The following is a 17447-nucleotide window of genomic DNA, read 5'->3' as shown; positions in this document are numbered from 1 at the left end:
CGTGTGGACATTGCTTGAAGTTCTCAACCATCGATGTTGTCAAGTAGCTCTGAGGAGTAGCCAGTGATCGTCACCCCGTCCGAGGTCGCCCGTACGGCCGAGATCCTGTCGCGGCCCGTCACGCTGAACGGTCTGACTGTCCCGAACCGCATCGTGATGGCGCCGATGACGCGCATGTTCTCGCCGGGCGGCGTCCCCGGTGACGACGTGCGGTCCTACTACGCCCGTCGCGCCGCCGCCGGCGTGGGCCTGATCGTCACCGAGGGGACCTACGTCGGCCACGATTCCGCCGGGCAGAGCGATCGCGTGCCGCGGTTCCACGGCGAGGAGCAGTTGGCGGGGTGGGCGAAGGTCGCCGAGGACGTGCACGCGGCCGGCGGCACGATCGTGCCGCAGCTGTGGCACATCGGCATGGTCCGCAAGCAGGGTGAGGCGCCTTACCCTGATGCGCCCGCCGTGGGCCCCTCCGGCATTCGCGTCGACGGCACCGAGGGCGCAGGCAAGGCGATGACCCAGCGTGACCTGGACGACGTCATCGGTGCCTTCGCCGAGGCAGCCGCGGCCGCCGAGCGCATCGGCTTCGACGGCGTCGAACTGCACGGTGCCCATGGCTATCTCCTCGACCAGTTCCTCTGGTCGCGGACCAACCGCCGTGACGATGTCTACGGCGGCGACGCGGTGGCCCGGACGAGGTTCGCCGCCGAGATCGTGGCCGCGGTCCGGTCGGTGGTCTCACCCGAGTTCCCGGTGATCTTCCGCTACTCGCAGTGGAAGCAGGAGGCCTACGACGCGCGGCTCGCCGAGTCCCCGCAGGAGCTGGAGGCGATCCTGGCCCCGCTCGCCGCGGCCGGTGTCGACGCCTTCCACGCCTCCACCCGCCGCTACTGGCTCCCGGAGTTCGATGGCTCGGACCTGAACCTGGCCGGCTGGACCAAGAAGCTCACCGGCAGTCCGACCATCACCGTCGGTTCGGTCGGCCTCGACGGCGACTTCCTCCGTGCGCTCTCGGGCCAGGGCGCCGAGCTCGGCAGCCTGGACAACCTCCTCGACCGCATGGAACGCGACGAATTCGACATGGTCGCCGTCGGTCGGGCCCTGCTCCAGGACCCGGAGTGGGCGTCCAAGGTCCTGGCCGGTCGGACCGACGAGGTGCGGCCATACGACGGAGCGGCGCTCAAGACCCTGAGCTGAGCGACCATCGACGCCCTGATCCCGCCGTGGGGATCAGGGCCGAGGCGCGGTCAGCCTGTGACGGCGCCGTGCGCGGCCGAGCTGACGAGCTTGCGGTACTTCGCCAGCACGCCCGAGGTGTACTTGGGTGGGAGCGGTTCCCAGCCGACCTTGCGAGCGGCGAGTTCGCTCTCGTCGATCTCGACGTCGAGGATGCGGTTGGCGACATCGAGGACGATCGGGTCGCCGTCGCGGACGAAAGCGATCGGGCCGCCGTCCACGGCCTCGGGCGCGACATGGCCGACGCACAATCCGGTTGTGCCGCCGGAGAATCGGCCGTCGGTGAGCAGCAGGACGTCCTTGCCGAGGCCTGCGCCTTTGATCGCGCCGGTGATGGCGAGCATTTCGCGCATACCGGGTCCGCCCTTGGGTCCTTCGTTGCGGATGACGACCACATCACCGGCCACGATCGTGCCGTCCTCGAGCGCGTTCATCGCCCCACGTTCCCCGTCGAACACCCGAGCCGTGCCGCGGAAGACATCGGAGTCGAAACCGGCGCTCTTCACGACGGCGCCTTCGGGCGCCAGCGAGCCGTGCAGGATAGTGAGCCCGCCGGTCCGGTGGATCGGCCGATCGAGGCGCCGAATGACATCGCCGTCGAGGCCGAGTTCGATATGGGCGAGGTTCTCGGCCATGGTCGCGCCCGTGACGGTCATGACGTCGCCGTGCATGAGACCCGCGTCCAACAGGGCTTTCATCACGACGGGAATGCCGCCGACTCTGTCGACATCGTTCATGACGTACCGACCGAACGGCTTGAGGTCGCCCAGGTGCGGCACCTTGTCACCGACTCGGTTGAAGTCGGCGAGGGTGAGGTCGACACCGGCCTCGCGGGCGATGGCCAGCAGGTGTAGCACCGCGTTGGTCGACCCGCCGAGCGCCATGACGACGGTGATGGCGTTCTCGAACGCCTCCATCGTCATGATGTCGCGTGCGGTGATCCCCTTGCGCAGCAACCCGACGACGGCTTCGCCGGACTTCTCGGCGTAGTCGTCACGACGACGGTCGGGGGCAGGTGGGGCGGCCGACCCGGGCAGGCTCATCCCGAGTGCCTCGGCCGCCGAGGCCATGGTGTTGGCGGTGTACATGCCGCCGCACGCGCCTTCACCCGGACAGATCGCCCGCTCGATGCGATCGACCTCGGCCGGGGTGATCAGCCCCTTGATGCAGGCGCCGACAGCTTCGAACGCGTCGATGATGGTGACGTCCTTGCCGTCGATATTGCCGGGCAAGGTCGACCCCGCGTAGAGGAAGACACTCGCCAGGTCCAGGCGCGCGGCGGCCATCAGCATGCCCGGCAGGCTCTTGTCACAGCCCGCGAGCAGAACAGAACCGTCGAGGCGCTCGGCCATCATCACGGTCTCGACGGAGTCGGCGATGATCTCGCGGCTCACCAGCGAGAAGTGCATCCCCTCGTGCCCCATCGAGATACCGTCGGACACCGATATCGTGCCGAACTCGAGCGGGTAGCCACCCCCGGTGTGCACGCCGCGCTTGACCGCCTTGGCCAGCCGGTCGAGCGACAGATTGCACGGGGTGATCTCGTTCCAGCTGGAGGCCACACCGATCTGCGGTTTGACCCAGTCCTCGTCACCCATGCCGACAGCGCGAAGCATGCCGCGGGCGGCAGTTTTCTCGAGTCCGTCCGTGACATCGCGGGAGCGTGGCTTGATATCGACGGGCTGTTCGGTGTCGTGTGCCATAGCGCAAGCCTACGATCCCCGGTCGCGAAATCGCCACGATGGCACAGCTACGAACGGCGCGGTCTACCCGATGGCAACCGAGGACGACGAAGTACCGATAGCGCCAAGGTTCGCGGGACCTCGGGCATTGGCTATGGAACTGATTGTCGCGGTACCGAATACGCCTTTGCGGTCATACATCGCCGCGGTGCCGACCGCGATACCGTCCTGGGTTATCCGGTCGAGGCCGACCAGTCCTGCTTCGTCCCCTTCCGGAAGCCGGGTCAAGGTGAGCGTGGCATCGGCATTGATGAATTCCAGTCCGCTGCTGCCGAGGTTGGTGACCACATTCGTCACATCGGCCAGCCCTGCGACGAACTGGAAAGGAGTCGGTTGCTCACCGACCACGACCGCGATCGGATGGTGCCAGATCCCCGTGCGTGTGGCGTTGTGGTGGGTGCTCGGGTCCGGACTCCACCCTTCTTCTTCGCTGAAATACACCCGATCCCGACCGGACGAGGGTTCCCGATCGGCAGGTGGAGGGTCCGCGGTCGTACCAGGCGACCAGCAGATGCCATCAGGTGACGGTCCCGGGCGCAGGAACAGCGCCCCGGCACGGGCGACAGGTCGGTCGTCTTGGATCAGAATCGCATCGACCAGCGCCAACCGGCTGCCGTCTCGAACGACCTCGACGCGAGTTGTGCAGGGCCGCATGAACACCGGGCGGAACAGATCGAGTGTCCATCGCACCGGTCGAAGGTCGGCCCGCTCGCGGATGATCGGTTCCCGTTCCACCGCGCGGGCCAGGACCGCCCCTACAGCCATGCCGCGCAACTGTCTGCCGATCCACCCACTGCTTGCCTCGGGTTCGGGATGAAGTACTTCCCTGCGACCACTCGGGTCGGGTATTGCGCGAAAGAAGGCGTGACTCACCGGCGGACTCCTTGAACATGGGCAGTCTCGCTGGATACGCGGCATCGATGGCGCGCGACTGACAGATGCCCCAGGTCCGAAAGTCGGCGATACATCAATGATGCGTCCACCGGAAGTGGGCGGCCACCCGGCCGTGGAAGATCACACGGATGAACTGTGCGGGAACAACTCTCGGGGTTAGGCTCGGATATGGCCCGCCGATCCGTTGTTCTCGGTGCGATGCTCATCGCGATGTCGTTGCTCAGTGCGTGCAGTGTGTTCGGCCGGGGAGAGAACGATCCGCCCGCCGCGCGTGACGCGGATGTGTTGGTGTCGGTCGCGGAATCCCCGGGGTTCCTGCAGACCGAACGAGTGGGGAGCCGACGCGTACCCTTCTTCGAATTGCGGAGCGACGGTACAGTTTTCACCAACGTGGACGACGGCGCCGAGCAGAGCGCGTTCGGCGTGTACTGGGCTCGGCTCACCGACGAAGGCATCGAGCAGGTTCGTGCGTGGTTCGACGAACTCTCTTTCAACGATGACCACTACCGTGAGCTCTCCCCGTCCACGGACCAGCCGACCACGTCGGTGTACGCGAACTTCGATGGGCCGGTCGGTGTGTCGGTCTACGGCTTGGACACCGAGCCCGGTGCGCGATCCGGTAATGGTGAGATGCGCAGGTTGGGGGGCGTGATCGATCGCTTGCGAGCTCTGCCCGACGACGAACAGCTCACGGTGCAGCGACGTGCGCCGTACACCCCGACCGCCCTCGATCTGGCGTTCCAGCCCGCGGTGCCCGTGGACGACGAGCAACTGCCCGCACCGACCAGCTGGCCGTTCGCGACCCCGCTGACCCAGCGCCCGCTGGGTATCGGCGGCTATGGGAAGGTGCTGTGCGCCACGATCGACGGCGCCGAAGCAGCCACGATCATCGAGCTCATGGCCGGAAACGACCAGGACAGCCCACCGCACTGGTCGACCGGGGCGACACCGGGATCCGGACAACCCACCTCGGTCTTGGTGACGGTGAACGCGCTGTTGCGCGGTCAATCCGGTTGCAGCGCGGCACAATCCACCCCGACAGCGTCGAACCACGTTGTCGTCGAGCCGCTCCAGGACGTGGTTCTCGCCGATCCGGCCGCCTGGAACGGCGTGTATCCGGCCGACCGGTTCACGACCGCGGCAAGCCTGGAACTCTATGCGGCGGTGCCGATTCTGGTCCGCGAACTCGAGAACCGGGAAGCAGTCGAGGATGCGAACGGCACCGGCGACAGCACCGAACTCCAGGTGCCGACCGGATCGGACCTCACCTGGTACGACTACCGATTCGTGGCCGCCGAAGTGGGCGGCGCCCGCTACATCGACCTCGAGGCCCGCTATCAGGGCATGGCCCCCGATCCGTGGGAGCCGCCGACCTGGCATGCCCGCATCGCTCTCGGCCCCGAGACCGTCACCGACCTCGACCTGCGCTAACCGGCGCGGCGGGATCGAGCGAATTCAGGTCAGTTCGATCGGTCCGCGGAGCTGGCGGGCGACCGCGCTGAACCAGCCGAGGTGATAGCGGCCGCCTTCGGCGTCGAATCGGGAGCGCAGCTCGTACCAGCGCAGGCCGGGGTGCCGGTGATGCACGTCGTGGAGATTGAAGCTGAGGGCGAAGCGTTCGAGCATGCGGGGGAGGCGCAGATTCATTGCCGCCCTTGGTGATTCGAGGTCGGTACCGTAGTGGTAGGCGTTGTCCGACAGCGAGATGATGAGCGCGCGGCCGCCGATCGCGGCGAGCAGCATCCAGCCGTGTGCACCATAGGCGAGGAATGCGGCGGTGTGGATGACGACGATCGCGGCGGCGTCGGTGCGGAACTTTCCCAGCACCACCGGCTGGGCGACCCGTTCGAGCACAAGACCGCCCACCGAATCCGGTGCGTCCGCCCAACGTCCCAGCGCGCGAATGGCGCGCTCCGGCATCGGCGCGAGGAGTAACGCGACCACTTCGAGCAGGTACAGACCCCCGAAGAGCTTGAGATAGAACAGCGGCGCGGCAGCCCGCCAGCTGGTCCGCGCCGGATCGTAGATCTCGCTGCGCTCACGGACCCGGCTGTACCGATGGTGCAGCAGGTGACCGGCTTTCAGCATCGCGAACGGCGACCCGTACACCACCGCCAGAATTCGTCCCATCCGGTCGTTGCGTGGCCGGCTCTTCAGCAGCGACCCGTGAATGGACTCGTGGATGAGCGACCAGAACGGGGTGATGGTCAGCGTAAGTGGCACCAAGGCCCAGCCCCACGCGGGGTTCCGTGGCAGCAGGACCAGCGGGATGACGAACAGCTGGGTGGCGCCGATTGTCAACGCCAGCACGATAAGTCGGACATTCACCAGGTCGCCGCCGACTGTTCGCGGCACATCGGAGGGGCGCGGGGTGCGAGTTCGATTCATGGTGCAGTGGCGCTCCGGGTAGATCAGGCAAACTCCGCCCTCATCCTGCCATCACCGCAGGATGCGTGACAGGCCCGAAGGAGCCGCGAACCTGGTGTTCGCCCACAATTCAGAATGGCTGCTGATCGGGTTCGATATCCAGCTGGAGCGGGAATTGGCTCACGGTCCAGGCGGCCACCGCGGTCGACGCCAGTACGTGGAGCAGGTAGATCGAGCCGACCAGGCCGATGCCGTAGTCGCGCATCCAGGCACCGAGCGGAATCAACGCCACCAGGTCGAGGCCGAGCATCAGCATCGAGAACAGCAGGGCGGGCGCTGCCCACGACGGCGGGCTCGGTTCGTGCTGCGAGTCACGCTCGGCGGCGGACTGGGCTGATGTGTCATCAAAGGGGTTCTCGGTGACCATGTTGTCCTCACAGGCAAGCCGGTGGTGCGGGTGGAGTGGTCGACACCGCGTCGTGTGCGTCCGATGGCGGGATGCTGCGTACTTGCTGATCTGTCAGGTATTCGGGGTCGCAGACGGCCTGGATCGGCGGGCGAGGTGAAAATCTCGGCATCCGCAATCGATCGGCAACATGGACACGAAAGGTGTGCCATGCGGGCAGCTTCCGGCTCCGAGAGTTCGATGGGACCCGTTGTCTCACAAGGCGGCAACCCCGACGATTCGGCACCGATCGGAACTTCGGTCGATGGGAAGACGGGTTGGTCCCGGATTTGCCGCGCGGGTCGGGCGCGCGAGCACCCTCTGCGCTTCCCCCTTCTACTGTATACACGATTCCGGGCCCTCATGAGGCGCTGATTCCTGGTCCATAATCGCTCGCGAAAGACCGAAACCACCAGGTGAGGAGTAGCGGGATGGCCTATGTGCTCGGGTTCGGTGAGATCGGTCGGACGCAGATCGCGATCGTCGGCGGCAAGGGTGCGAACCTCGGTGAGTTGTCGCGAATCGACGGTGTCGAGGTACCGGACGGCTTCTGTGTGACGACCGATGCCTTCGCGCGGACGGTGGCGGGGGTGTCCTCGCTCGATGATCGGCTCGACGAGTTGTCGCGCCTCGAACCGGGGGATCGGTCGGCGATTTCGGTGCTGAGCGCGCAGCTCCGGCGCACCGTCGAGGAGCTGGTCGTTCCCATGGAGGTAGCGGAGGCGATCCTCGCCGCACACGCTCGGCTCGGCATCGATGGCGCCTACGCCGTGCGATCCAGCGCCACGGCCGAGGACCTGCCCACCGCGTCGTTCGCCGGTCAGCAGGACACCTTTCTGAATGTCATCGGATCGGCGGCGATCCTCGAGCAGGTGCGCCGGTGCTGGGGTTCGCTGTTCACCGAGCGGGCCGTCACCTATCGACTGCGAAATGGCTTCGACCAGAAGAAGATCCAGATGGGCGTTGTCGTGCAGCGGATGGTGTACGCGCGTGCCGCGGGCATCCTGATGACGGCCGACCCCGTCACCTCCGACCGGACCGTCGTGTCCATCGACGCCGGTTTCGGTCTCGGCGAGGCTCTCGTCTCAGGTCTCGTGAACGCCGACGTCTACCAGGTTCGCGACGACCACATCACCGGCAAGACGATCGCGACCAAGAAGGTCGTCGTGGAGTCGGTGCCGACCGGCGGAACGCAGGTGAGCGAGATCGCGCGGGAGCGCCGAAACGAGCCGGTCCTCTCCGATACCGAGGTACTTCGGCTCGCACAACTCGGTCGCCGCATCGAAGCACATTTCGGCAGCCCTCAGGACATCGAATGGTGTGCGGACGGTGATGATTTCCGCATCGTGCAGAGCAGGCCGATCACGACGCTGTTCCCGATCCCCGTCGCCGCCGACGGGGAGAACCACGTCTACGTGTCGGTCGGCCATCAGCAGATGATGACCGATGCGATGAAGCCACTGGGGATCTCGGTGTGGCAGCTGACGAGCAATGCGCCGATGCGCGACGCGGGCGGCCGGTTGTTCGTCGACGTCACCGCGATGGTGTCCTCGCCCGCGAAAGGCGCTGCCCTGGCAGCGGGCCTCGGCAAATCCGACCCGTTGATGGGGGACGCGCTACGGACGGTTCTCGACCGCGGCGATTTCGTTCGTCAAGTGCCGGAAGAGGATTCCGGTGCACCGGCCGCGCCGTTCGGTACCGCTCCCGCGCCGATCGAGACCGATCCCGCCATCGTCACCGAGTTGATCGCCGCGAGCGAGACTTCGCTCGCGGCCATGAAGCGCGATATCGGTGACCTGTCCGGCGCGGCGCTGCTCGACTTCATCCGGTCCGATATCCAGGAGGAACTGCGCCGGGTCCTGTTCGCGCCGCGGGGTCTACAGGTGATCATGGCTGCGATGGAGGCCACGGAGTGGCTCAACGAGCGGTTGCGAGAATGGCTGGGCGAGAAGAACGCCGCCGACGCGCTCACCCAGTCGATTCCCGGGAACGTGACATCGGAGATGGGTCTGGCGCTGCTTGACGTCGCCGACGTGATCCGACCGCATCCGGAGGTGGTGGCGTACCTGGAACGGATCGAGGACGACGATTTCCTGGTCGGTCTGGCCGATTACCCGGGCGGCGACGAGGCGCGCGCCGTGATCGAGGACTTCCTCGAGACGTACGGCATGCGTTGTACAGGCGAAATCGATATCACCAGGCCGCGATGGAGCGAGAGCCCCGCCACGTTGGTGCCGACAATCCTGGGCAATATCAAGAACTTCGGACCGGGCGCGGGCAGCCGGTGCTTCGAGGAAGGCCTGCGCGACGCCGAGCAGAAGGCACAACAGATCCTGCGACGCCTGCGCGCCCTACCCGACGGGGAAGGGAAAGCCGTCGAGACCGAGCGGATGATCGAGCGCGTTCGCATCTTTTCCGGATATCGGGAGTACCCGAAGTACGGCATGGTCAGCCGCTATTTCGTCTACAAGCAGGCTCTGATCTGCGAAGCCGAACGACTGGTGCGCTCCGGTGTGCTTCGCGAGTCCGACGACATCTTCTCCCTCAGGTTCGATGAGTTGCACGAGGTGGTTCGCACGCACCGAGCCGACCAGGACCTCGTCGACGCACGAAAAGACGCATTCCGCTTCTATGAGTCCCTCGCCGCGCCGCGAGTGCTCACCTCCGACGGCGAAGCGCTCACCGGGGCGTACCGGCGCGAGGACCTGCCCACCGGCGCATTGCCCGGCTTGGCCGTGTCTGCAGGGACCATCGAAGGCCGCGCCCGCGTCATCGCCGATATCGCGCAGGCCGACCTCGAATCGGGCGACATCCTGGTCACCGCCTACACCGATCCGAGCTGGACCCCGCTCTTCGTCGGGATCGCGGGGCTCGTCACCGAAGTGGGCGGCCTGATGACCCATGGTGCGGTGATCGCCCGCGAATACGGCCTGCCGGCCGTCGTCGGCGTGGAGCACGCCACCGAGCTGATCCGCGACGGGCAGCGCATCCGAGTCAACGGGACCGATGGCTTCGTCGAGATCCTCTCGCAGCCGTAGCGGAGAAATCCTTCTGTCTCACGGAATGATGGCGGACATGCGCGTAGGTGTGGTCGGTTTGAAAATGGGGTTGTACCTTGCGACGTGGTGTCGCCGACTGGGCATGGAGGTGGTGGCTGCCTGCGACCGCGACCCGATCCGGCGGGCAGAAGCGGCCGACCTGCTGCCACGGGTGGCCCTGTTCGAGGACTGGAGTGCCCTGCTGAGCTACGACCTCGACGCGGTGGTGCTCGCCAACGATTTCGACGAGCACGCTCCCTTGGCCATCGCCTTCCTCGAACGCGGGATCCACGTGCTCTCCGAATCCGCCGCCTGCGTGGACGAGCGGCAAGCTACCGCGTTGCTCGCGGCCGAACGACGCTCGGCAGCGACGTACTCGTTCGCCGAGAACTACGTCTTCCATCCGCATGTCCAACTCATTCGAAATGCCGTGCGAGCGGGGGAGATCGGACGGGTAACTCTCGTAGAAGCGGACTATCTGCACGGGATGTCACCCGATGACGTGTCGAGCCTGATCGGCGACCCGAGCCATTGGCGTGGCCGCATCGAACCAACGGCGTACTGCACCCACACCCTGTCGCCGATCCTCGCGCTCACCGGCGAGCTGCCGACCGAGGTGACGGCTTTTCCGATCGACTCCACCGATTCGAGGGCCGCTGTGGTGATGCTGGTCCGGCTCAGCGGCGGCGGGTTGGCCATCAGCCGGCACGGATTCCTGCAGGGCGAACCGGACAGCCACTGGAGTTGGGTTTCGGTGCGCGGCACCGAAGGGCTCGCCGAATCTGTCCGAGCACCCGGCAGCCGCGCATGGTCGGTGCGCGTGCGCAAGGAAGGCTGGACCGATCGCAAAGGCGTCACCCGCGACGAGGAACGGAGACCCGCGCCGTTGACTCTCCCTGATGGCACGCTCGTCGAACCGAAAGCAGAAGGGACGGTCCGAATCCTCGAAGGCTTTCGTGCGTGCGTCGAGACGGGTGCGCCACCGCTCGTGCCGGTCGGCCCGGCAGTAGCGGCATCGCTGGTCGGCGTTGCGGGTGCGCGCTCGCTCCGGGATGGATCACGCCCGGTATCGGCGCCGAACCTGTTGCTGTGAGCGGAGATTCACTGTCGGGTGGGCCGAGGGTGGCTGGATCAGCTTTTCGGCGGTCGTCGCACCGTCGGACGGGCCGATTCGATGCGGGCGGCGAGGTCGACCAGGTCGGCCGCGGGGCCCGACGGTGGGGTGCGGCGGTGCCAGATGGCGCGGAATTTCCGGGTCAGAACTATCGAGTCGGCCAGGTCCACCTCGTGCAGCGTGCCCGCACGTAGTTCGTGGGCGACGATCAGACGGCTGACCACCGCGGGGGCGAGGCCGCTGCGGGTGGTCGCGAGAATCGCTGCGGCGGAACCGAGCTCGGCCGCAGGACGCGCGGGGGTGCCGTGAATTTCGAGCGCCGCCCAGACCGTGTCCCTGGTGCCTGAGCCCTTCTCGCGCCACACCAGTGGCGTGTCGGCGAGTTCGCGCGGGCTCACCGGGCGAGCGCGGGTGGCCCACGGGTGGGTCGGTGCGACAACCACAACGAGCTCGTCGGCAACGAGCACCCGGCTACCCAATCCCGAAGGCGCCTGCGGCCCCTCGACGAATCCGAGCGCGACCTCGCGATCGCGGACCGCCGTGGTCACCTGATGAGAATTCGCCACATCCAGTTCGACGGCAAGCTCTGGCCGAAGTTTCCGCAATGCCGCGAGCCATTGCGGAATCCGGTGGTCGGCAATGGTTTTCGAGGCAATCACGTGCAGTTGTGGTGACAGCTCGCGGTGCAGGTTCGCGACACCGTCCATCAAGGCACGGCTCGCGGCAAGCACCGGCCGACCCAGTTCGACCACGGCCGCACCGGCATCGGTCAATGCCGAACCGGTGGGTCCGCGATCGAGCAGCCGCAGATGCAGTCGCCGCTCCAACGCGCTGATGCGCATGCCGACCGCGGGTTGGCTGATGCCGTGTTTGCGCGCGGCGGCACCGAGGCTGCCCAGCTCCGCCACCGACACCAGGAGATCGAGCACCTCGAGATCAGGTGTTCCCGGCGGCAAGCTCATAAGGAAACCTTACGAGGTGGTGGATATCGGGGTCTACCCGACTGTGGGCGCTCGCAGCAGGATCGGTACTACCGCAAGTCGCGGGTCAATACAGCTGAGGAGAACACCGTGACGTTCGTGATCGGCGCCGCCTGCGTGGACATCCTGGATCGGGCCTGCATCGAGGAGTGCCCGATCGACTGCATCTTCATCGGCGATCGGATGGCCTACATCCAGCCCGACGAGTGCATCGACTGCGGGGCGTGCGAACCGGCCTGCCCGGTCGAGGCGATCTATTACGAAGACGATCTGCCGCCGGGCCAGGATCAGTTCATTACCGAAAATGCCCGTTTCTTCGATGAACCACTTCCCGGCCGAGCGGAGCCACTCGGCCAGCCGGGCGGCGCGACGTCGGTCGGTGTACTCGGCGTCGATACGGCCTATGTGCGGGAGTTCCAGGCGTAGTTCTGCGAATCGAGGCGGTAAATCCCGCAGGTCGGCCCAGTTGTGCGCCAGAATGTCGCCATGCGGACATTCGCCAAGATGTTGCACGCCGTCACTGTCGGGGTTCTGATCGTCGCCGCTGGTCACGGCATTGCGGCCGCCGCACCCTCCGGGAGTGCTGACGGTCTGCTGCCGTGGCCGGCGGCCGGGCCCGACGGTGTGCAGGCGTCGGGTGCGGCCCTGGCGGACGGGTTCACCGGGACGGTGGTGTGGTCGCGCGAGGCGAACACCCCGGTCCCGATCGCCAGTATCGCGAAGGTGATGACGGCGGTGGTCGTGATCGTCAGCGGTGACCTGGAACGGCCGGTGACGGTGCCGCAGGAAGCGGGCGCCTACTGCGCCAGGGAAAACGGAAGCACCGCGGGATTGGTTGCCGGCGAGGTGCTCACCGCGCGCCAGCTCCTGTACGCGTTGTTGCTGCCGTCCGGCTGCGACGCCGCCTACACCGTCGCCGAGTCGTTCGGTCCCGGCCAGGGCGGTTTCCTGGCCAGGATGAACGACACCGCTCGGTTCATGGGTTTGGCGGGAACATTTTTCAGCGACCCGGCCGGAATGCCGTACCCCACCGACCACTCCACCTATTCCACACCGGCGGATCTCGTGGCGCTGGGTGTCCGTGCGATGAACCTGCCGCTGTTCCGCGAGATCGTCGGTTCGCGGAACTTCCACGTTCCGGCCGGTCCCGCCAACCGCGAGCACCACTGGGAAACGACGAACCGCATGCTCGATGAATATCCCGGCACCATCGGCATCAAGACCGGCAACACCAACGCCGCGGGACACTGCTTGATGTTCGAGACGGTCCGTGCGGGCATACCGATGATCGGTGTGGTCCTGCACAGCTCGGACCACAGTAGCGCCGCGGCCCGACAGGACGCCGAGCGCATGCTGAACTGGGCCTACGACCCGATCATGCGCGTTCTGCAACCAGTCGGAGGCTGACGACCGGCGCGATCCGAGTGCAACGCTTATCGGGCCGACCCGGCCGTTCGGACGGCCGATTCGAGCGTGTTCAGGACAGCTGGTAGTGACGGAATGCGAAGTCCGACTTGCCTATTGGGTGGCGTCGCTCAGATCATCGCCTTCCAGGTCGACCTGCAAATCCACCGAGAAGTTGTCGATCGGTAGCGGATTTCCCGACTCGGTCATCGTCAGATTCTCGGAGCCGAGCCCGATCCGGTGCAGGAACACCGTGGTGACGGTGGAGGCTGCCCGCGCCTGATCGCGCTCGGTCGGCCATATCCGCGTGGAGCTGCCGTCACCGCAGTCCACGAAGCCCAGCCGGTCCAGGTGTGGGCGGGTGGACTCGGTGGTGAAGGCGCGCAGGCGGATCTCGGTCGGGGACAACTCGAGTTGGGCGTAGCGGTCCGGCGTCTTGTCGCGGTCGAAGAAGTGCAGGACGAGGGGCTCGGGGCCGGGACCGAGCGCGCGCATGGCCAGGTGAACGCTGTGCAGCAGGTCGGTCAGTAGGCCTCGCAGGTGGCCGAGGGTGTAGACGCTCCAGATCTCGCTGCCGCGGCCACCCGAACCGGCAGACCAGGTGAAGCTGACCTCGTAATCGTCGGCGCTGTTGTGCTCGAGATCGTGCTCATCAGCCGGAATTCGGTCGTCCGCGTCGACGAAATCGGGGTAGTGGTACTGGGTCTTCCAGTTCCACCACCTGCTGTTGGCATCGGAATCGGCGGACTCGACCCGCACGAACAGGCCTCCCCAGTCGGCGAGCTCGAGCGTGCGCAGTGTCTCGCCGTCGACCCAGCCGACACCGAGATCCGACAGACCGCAATACCAGGTGGGCGGACCCCACGTCGCCACCGCGAGATCCAGGTAGCGGCGGAACTGTTCGGGCTCGATCGTCGCGACGTCGATGGTCAGCTGCGTTCGCTGGTCGCCGTCGGCATACGGATCGTGATCGTCGCGTATCCGGCCACCGGTGGGTGTGTGCGGGATGTCGACCGCACCGTCGTTCGTCGGCGTCCATCCCGCGGTGCGGCACACCTGTTCGACGTCGGCTCGGACGAACGTGCGGAAGTCGCTCGCACGCAACTGTGTCAGCAAGTCGGCGAAACGTCCATCGGGCATCGTGTCCATACCCGAGCACGCTAGCGATGACCACCGACACGAATCCGCCCCGGATCCGGCGGACCGGCCAACGGAAGCTGTTGTCGCGCTTGACTATCCGGTACGGTTCTCAGCTGATCGCGGGTACCTGCTCAGCGGGCACCGGTGGCGGTGGCGGTGTGCCGTCGCCGAAGGGGCGTCCACCCAATTCCTCGCGGTGGTGCGGGGTGAGCCAATTCGACAGGTCCGGCCCTGCGGGGATGATTCCGGTGGGGTTGATGTCGCGGTGCACGACGTAGTAGTGCTCCTTGATCTGCCCGAAGTCGATGGTGTCGCCGAATCCGGGGGTCTGGAACAGGTCGCGAGCGTACGCCCACAGCACCGGCATCTCGCTGAGTTTGGTGCGGTTGCACTTGAAATGGCCGTGATAGACGGGATCGAAACGGGCCAGCGTGGTGAACAGCCGCACGTCGGCCTCGGTGATGGTGTCGCCGACCAGGTAGCGCTGAGTGCTCAGGCGATCGGTGAGCCGGTCGAGCGCGGCGAAGAGCCGTGCGTAGGCGGCGTCGTAGGCGTCCTGATCACCGGCGAAACCGCAGCGGTAGACACCATTGTTGATGTCGCCGAACACTTCTCGGTTGATCTCGTCGATCTGGGCGCGTAGCGGTTCGGGATACAGCTGCGGGGCGCCCGGCCGGTGATAGGCGGTCCATTCGGTCGAGAAGTCGAGGGTTATCTGCGCGTAGTCGTTGGTGACGACCTGCCCGGTCGCGATGTCGACCACGGCGGGCACGGTGATCCCACGCGGATAGTCCGGAAACCGGGCGAGATAGGCGTCGCGCAGGCGGTGGATGCCGAGGACTGGATCGACTTCGCCCGGATCCAGATCGAAGGTCCAGCTGAGCTTGTCGTGGGTGGGTCCACACAGTCCGAGCGACAGCACCGGTTCGAGCCCGAGCAGTCTGCGCACGATCAGCGTGCGATTGGCCCACGGACAGGCCCTGGCCGCGACGAGCCGGTACCGACCCGGTTCGACGGGGTAACCATCACCTCCGTCGGCGGTGATCCGCGTGGTGATGTAGTTGGTGTCGCGACGGAACTCGCCCGCCTCGACGTAGGTGCCCGCACCGGCATCGCTCACCGCCCCAGTCTCGCACACCGATGCGGTGTGCGACGCGACGCGGCGAGCGCGCATCGACGTGTGCGGCGTGCGAATCTTCGATGAAATCGCGGTGCGCACCTCGTCGGGGAGTTTCGCGGTACGGCCGGTAGCAGGCGTGCGGCAACGACGACAGGTCAGCAGGTGGCAGCGGGAATACCCCTGCCACCCTGGCACTTCCGCCGGGGATCGCCGATCCGACACCTCCGGCCGGTGGCCGCGGTGCGTCTGGCGTCCTGATGACCCCGCCAGTACCCTGTGCCCGTGAGACCGATGGGCAATGCGCCGGGCGGGACGGCGCGACCGCGTGTCGCTCTGACCGCAGTCGCTGTAGTGGTATTTGTGACCTTCCTCGACACCACCGTCGTCAGCGTGGCGCTGGGGGAGATCCGGCGTGATCTGAGTGCCGATGTGTCGGCGCTGCAGTGGGTGGTCAACGCTTACACCGTGGTGTTCGCCGGGCTGATGCTGGCCGGTGGGTCGCTGGGGGACCGCTGGGGGCGCAAGCGGGTGATGATCGTCGGGCTGGTGATCTTCTGTGCCGGGTCGGTGGTCTCCGCGCTCGCGAGCAGCGTCGCGATGCTCATCGCCGGTCGCGCGATCATGGGGCTCGGTGCGGCGGCGTCGGAGCCGGGAACACTGTCGGTGCTTCGGCACATCTTCCCGGACGACCGCAAGCGCGCGAAGGCGATCGGGGTGTGGGCGGCGGTGTCCGGACTGGCACTGGCGGCAGGACCGGTATTGGGTGGTGTCCTGGTCCACGCGTACGGATGGCGCTCGATCTTCTGGTTCAACCTGGTGATCGCGGCGGTGGCGCTCGCCGCGGCGCTGTGGTCGGTTCCGGAGAGCTCGGACCCTCGCCCCGAACCGATCGACTGGGCCGGGGCCCTGCTCGGCGCGACAGCCTTCGGGTCGGTGATCTACGCCGCCACCGTCGGTCAGGATCGGGGCTACACCGCACCGTCGGTGCTCGCGCTGTTCGCGATAGGTGGTCTCGCGTTCGCCGCGTTCATTGCCGTCGAACTGCGAGCGCGCGCACCTATGCTCGACTTCCGCTACCTGCGCCTACCTGCTGTGCGGAGCGCGCTGGTGGTCGCTTTCGCCGTCTACTTCGGAATCTTCTCGATCTTCTTCTTCACGGCGCTGTATCTACAAGTGATGCAGTCGTATTCGGCTGCGCGCACTGCCACGGTCTTCGCGCCGATGGCTGCCACGATCGTGATCGGGTCGCTGGTCGCGGGCTATTGGGTGGCGCGGCGCGGTGCACGCATCCCGATGATCCTGGGCTGTGTGGTCGGCGCGGGCGGGATCTTGCTGACCCGCCACATGCTGGCCGGAACACTGCACGATCCGACGCTCTCGGCCGCGATGGCGGTGGCGGGCTTCGGTTTCGGGATCGCGGTGGTGCCGCTGACGTCGGCGGTGCTGTCGGGCGTGCCGTCCGAACACTCGGGAATGGCTGCCGCGGTGACCAATACGATGCGCCAGGTCGGCTCGGCGTTCGGTGTCGCGGTCCTCGGAGCGCTGGTGAGCGGATTCCTGTCCGCGGACCTGAAGGCGCGCATGAACGAACTGGGTTTGCCGACGTCGCTGCAGCCCGACGCCATTCAAGCCGTGGAACTCGGGAAAATCCCCGAGGGCGTCGACATCGGCCCGTATCTGAAATATCTGTCGAAGGTTTCCGAGGTGCTCAACGCCGGCAAGGCGGCCTTCCATCATGGACTCGATGTGGCTTTGCTGGTTTCGGCGTTGATGATCTTCGCCGCGGCGGCATTCACCGCGCTCGACGCGGTACGTCACCGCGAGGACATCACCTAGACCTTCGGTCTCGAATTCCATACCGCGCCTCTGATTTCGACGGGTTCCGGGGGCGGCGCCCCCCGGGGGGCCGCGACCGCGGCCGGCGCGGGGCGCACGCCGCACAAAAACCCGGAGCCCCCCCCCCCCCCCGCCCC

The 17447-nt window shown here is 66.6% G+C and carries 14 protein-coding genes; 7 read left to right on the top strand and 7 right to left on the bottom strand.

All coding sequences use genetic code 11. The annotated features are described in order from the left end of the window. The first annotated feature begins 63 nt into the window (after positions 1-63). Positions 64-1191 carry an NADH:flavin oxidoreductase gene (locus ACFWPX_RS01110; RefSeq protein WP_378924778.1) on the top strand — a complete coding sequence of 376 codons (1128 nt, stop codon included), beginning with the start codon at positions 64-66 and terminating at the stop codon, positions 1189-1191. A gap of 50 nt (positions 1192-1241) precedes the next feature. Here ACFWPX_RS01110 and ilvD read toward each other — a convergent pair whose 3' ends face one another. Further along, positions 1242-2933 carry a dihydroxy-acid dehydratase gene (gene ilvD, locus ACFWPX_RS01105; RefSeq protein WP_378924776.1) on the bottom strand — a complete coding sequence of 564 codons (1692 nt, stop codon included), beginning with the start codon at positions 2931-2933 and terminating at the stop codon, positions 1242-1244. 63 nt (positions 2934-2996) lie between these two features. After that, on the bottom strand, positions 2997-3890 hold the full coding sequence (locus tag ACFWPX_RS01100; protein WP_378924774.1) for an acyl-CoA thioesterase domain-containing protein: 894 nt from the start codon (positions 3888-3890) through the stop codon (positions 2997-2999). A 144-nt stretch (positions 3891-4034) separates the two neighbouring features. On the opposite strand from ACFWPX_RS01100, the gene ACFWPX_RS01095 reads away from it, so the two are divergent. Next, the gene (locus ACFWPX_RS01095; protein WP_378924772.1) at positions 4035-5297 is read left to right on the top strand and encodes a hypothetical protein; all 1263 of its coding nucleotides are present in this window, start codon (positions 4035-4037) and stop codon (positions 5295-5297) included. Positions 5298-5321: 24 nt separating this feature from the next. On the opposite strand, the gene ACFWPX_RS01090 is transcribed toward ACFWPX_RS01095, so the two are convergent. After that, positions 5322-6176, bottom strand: coding sequence for a fatty acid desaturase family protein (locus ACFWPX_RS01090; RefSeq protein WP_378926072.1), 855 nt, complete (start codon positions 6174-6176; stop codon positions 5322-5324). A gap of 187 nt (positions 6177-6363) precedes the next feature. Beyond that, positions 6364-6660 (bottom strand): hypothetical protein, encoded by a 297-nt coding sequence (locus ACFWPX_RS01085; protein ID WP_378924770.1) that lies wholly within the window; start codon positions 6658-6660, stop codon positions 6364-6366. 449 nt (positions 6661-7109) lie between these two features. Here ACFWPX_RS01085 and rph point away from each other — a divergent pair, with 449 nt between their 5' ends. Both rph and ACFWPX_RS01075 read left to right on the top strand, forming a co-directional pair. After that, entirely contained in the window at positions 7110-9716 is a 2607-nt protein-coding gene (gene rph / locus ACFWPX_RS01080) for a rifamycin-inactivating phosphotransferase (RefSeq protein WP_378924768.1), read from the top strand. 25 nt (positions 9717-9741) lie between these two features. Next, entirely contained in the window at positions 9742-10809 is a 1068-nt protein-coding gene (locus ACFWPX_RS01075) for a Gfo/Idh/MocA family protein (RefSeq protein ID WP_378924766.1), read from the top strand. 38 nt (positions 10810-10847) lie between these two features. On the opposite strand, the gene ACFWPX_RS01070 is transcribed toward ACFWPX_RS01075, so the two are convergent. After that, positions 10848-11792, bottom strand: a complete 945-nt coding sequence (locus tag ACFWPX_RS01070) for a LysR family transcriptional regulator (protein WP_378924764.1) — start codon at positions 11790-11792, stop codon at positions 10848-10850. A 108-nt stretch (positions 11793-11900) separates the two neighbouring features. Here ACFWPX_RS01070 and fdxA point away from each other — a divergent pair, with 108 nt between their 5' ends. Beyond that, complete coding sequence (gene fdxA / locus ACFWPX_RS01065) at positions 11901-12236, top strand: ferredoxin (protein ID WP_378924762.1); 336 nt, start codon at positions 11901-11903, stop codon at positions 12234-12236. A gap of 60 nt (positions 12237-12296) precedes the next feature. Further along, positions 12297-13217, top strand: a complete 921-nt coding sequence (locus ACFWPX_RS01060) for a D-alanyl-D-alanine carboxypeptidase family protein (protein ID WP_378924760.1) — start codon at positions 12297-12299, stop codon at positions 13215-13217. 111 nt (positions 13218-13328) lie between these two features. Here ACFWPX_RS01060 and ACFWPX_RS01055 read toward each other — a convergent pair whose 3' ends face one another. Together ACFWPX_RS01055 and ACFWPX_RS01050 are read right to left on the bottom strand one after the other, a co-directional pair. Beyond that, on the bottom strand, positions 13329-14363 hold the full coding sequence (locus tag ACFWPX_RS01055) for a hypothetical protein (protein WP_378924758.1): 1035 nt from the start codon (positions 14361-14363) through the stop codon (positions 13329-13331). A gap of 100 nt (positions 14364-14463) precedes the next feature. After that, entirely contained in the window at positions 14464-15474 is a 1011-nt protein-coding gene (locus ACFWPX_RS01050; protein WP_378924756.1) for a glutathione S-transferase family protein, read from the bottom strand. A 351-nt stretch (positions 15475-15825) separates the two neighbouring features. Between ACFWPX_RS01050 and ACFWPX_RS01045 the strand changes: the two genes are divergently transcribed. Then, positions 15826-17310 (top strand): MFS transporter, encoded by a 1485-nt coding sequence (locus tag ACFWPX_RS01045; protein ID WP_378924754.1) that lies wholly within the window; start codon positions 15826-15828, stop codon positions 17308-17310. Positions 17311-17447: the final 137 nt, after the last annotated feature.

The organism is Nocardia sp. NPDC058518 (genome assembly GCF_042719655.1).
GTDB lineage: Bacteria > Actinomycetota > Actinomycetes > Mycobacteriales > Mycobacteriaceae > Nocardia.
This window is presented reverse-complemented; position numbering and strand designations above follow the sequence as displayed.

Excerpts from the sequence above, each read along its gene's own strand:
- ilvD (WP_378924776.1), bottom strand. The coding sequence starts at position 2,933 with ATGGCACACGACACCGAACAGCCCGTCGATATCAAGCCACGCTCCCGC.
- ACFWPX_RS01100 (WP_378924774.1), bottom strand. The coding sequence starts at position 3,890 with ATGCCGCGTATCCAGCGAGACTGCCCATGTTCAAGGAGTCCGCCGGTG.
- ACFWPX_RS01060 (WP_378924760.1), top strand. The coding sequence starts at position 12,297 with ATGCGGACATTCGCCAAGATGTTGCACGCCGTCACTGTCGGGGTTCTG.
- ACFWPX_RS01085 (WP_378924770.1), bottom strand. The coding sequence starts at position 6,660 with ATGGTCACCGAGAACCCCTTTGATGACACATCAGCCCAGTCCGCCGCC.
- ACFWPX_RS01095 (WP_378924772.1), top strand. The coding sequence starts at position 4,035 with ATGGCCCGCCGATCCGTTGTTCTCGGTGCGATGCTCATCGCGATGTCG.
- ACFWPX_RS01070 (WP_378924764.1), bottom strand. The coding sequence starts at position 11,792 with ATGAGCTTGCCGCCGGGAACACCTGATCTCGAGGTGCTCGATCTCCTG.
- ACFWPX_RS01055 (WP_378924758.1), bottom strand. The coding sequence starts at position 14,363 with ATGGACACGATGCCCGATGGACGTTTCGCCGACTTGCTGACACAGTTG.
- rph (WP_378924768.1), top strand. The coding sequence starts at position 7,110 with ATGGCCTATGTGCTCGGGTTCGGTGAGATCGGTCGGACGCAGATCGCG.
- ACFWPX_RS01075 (WP_378924766.1), top strand. The coding sequence starts at position 9,742 with ATGATGGCGGACATGCGCGTAGGTGTGGTCGGTTTGAAAATGGGGTTG.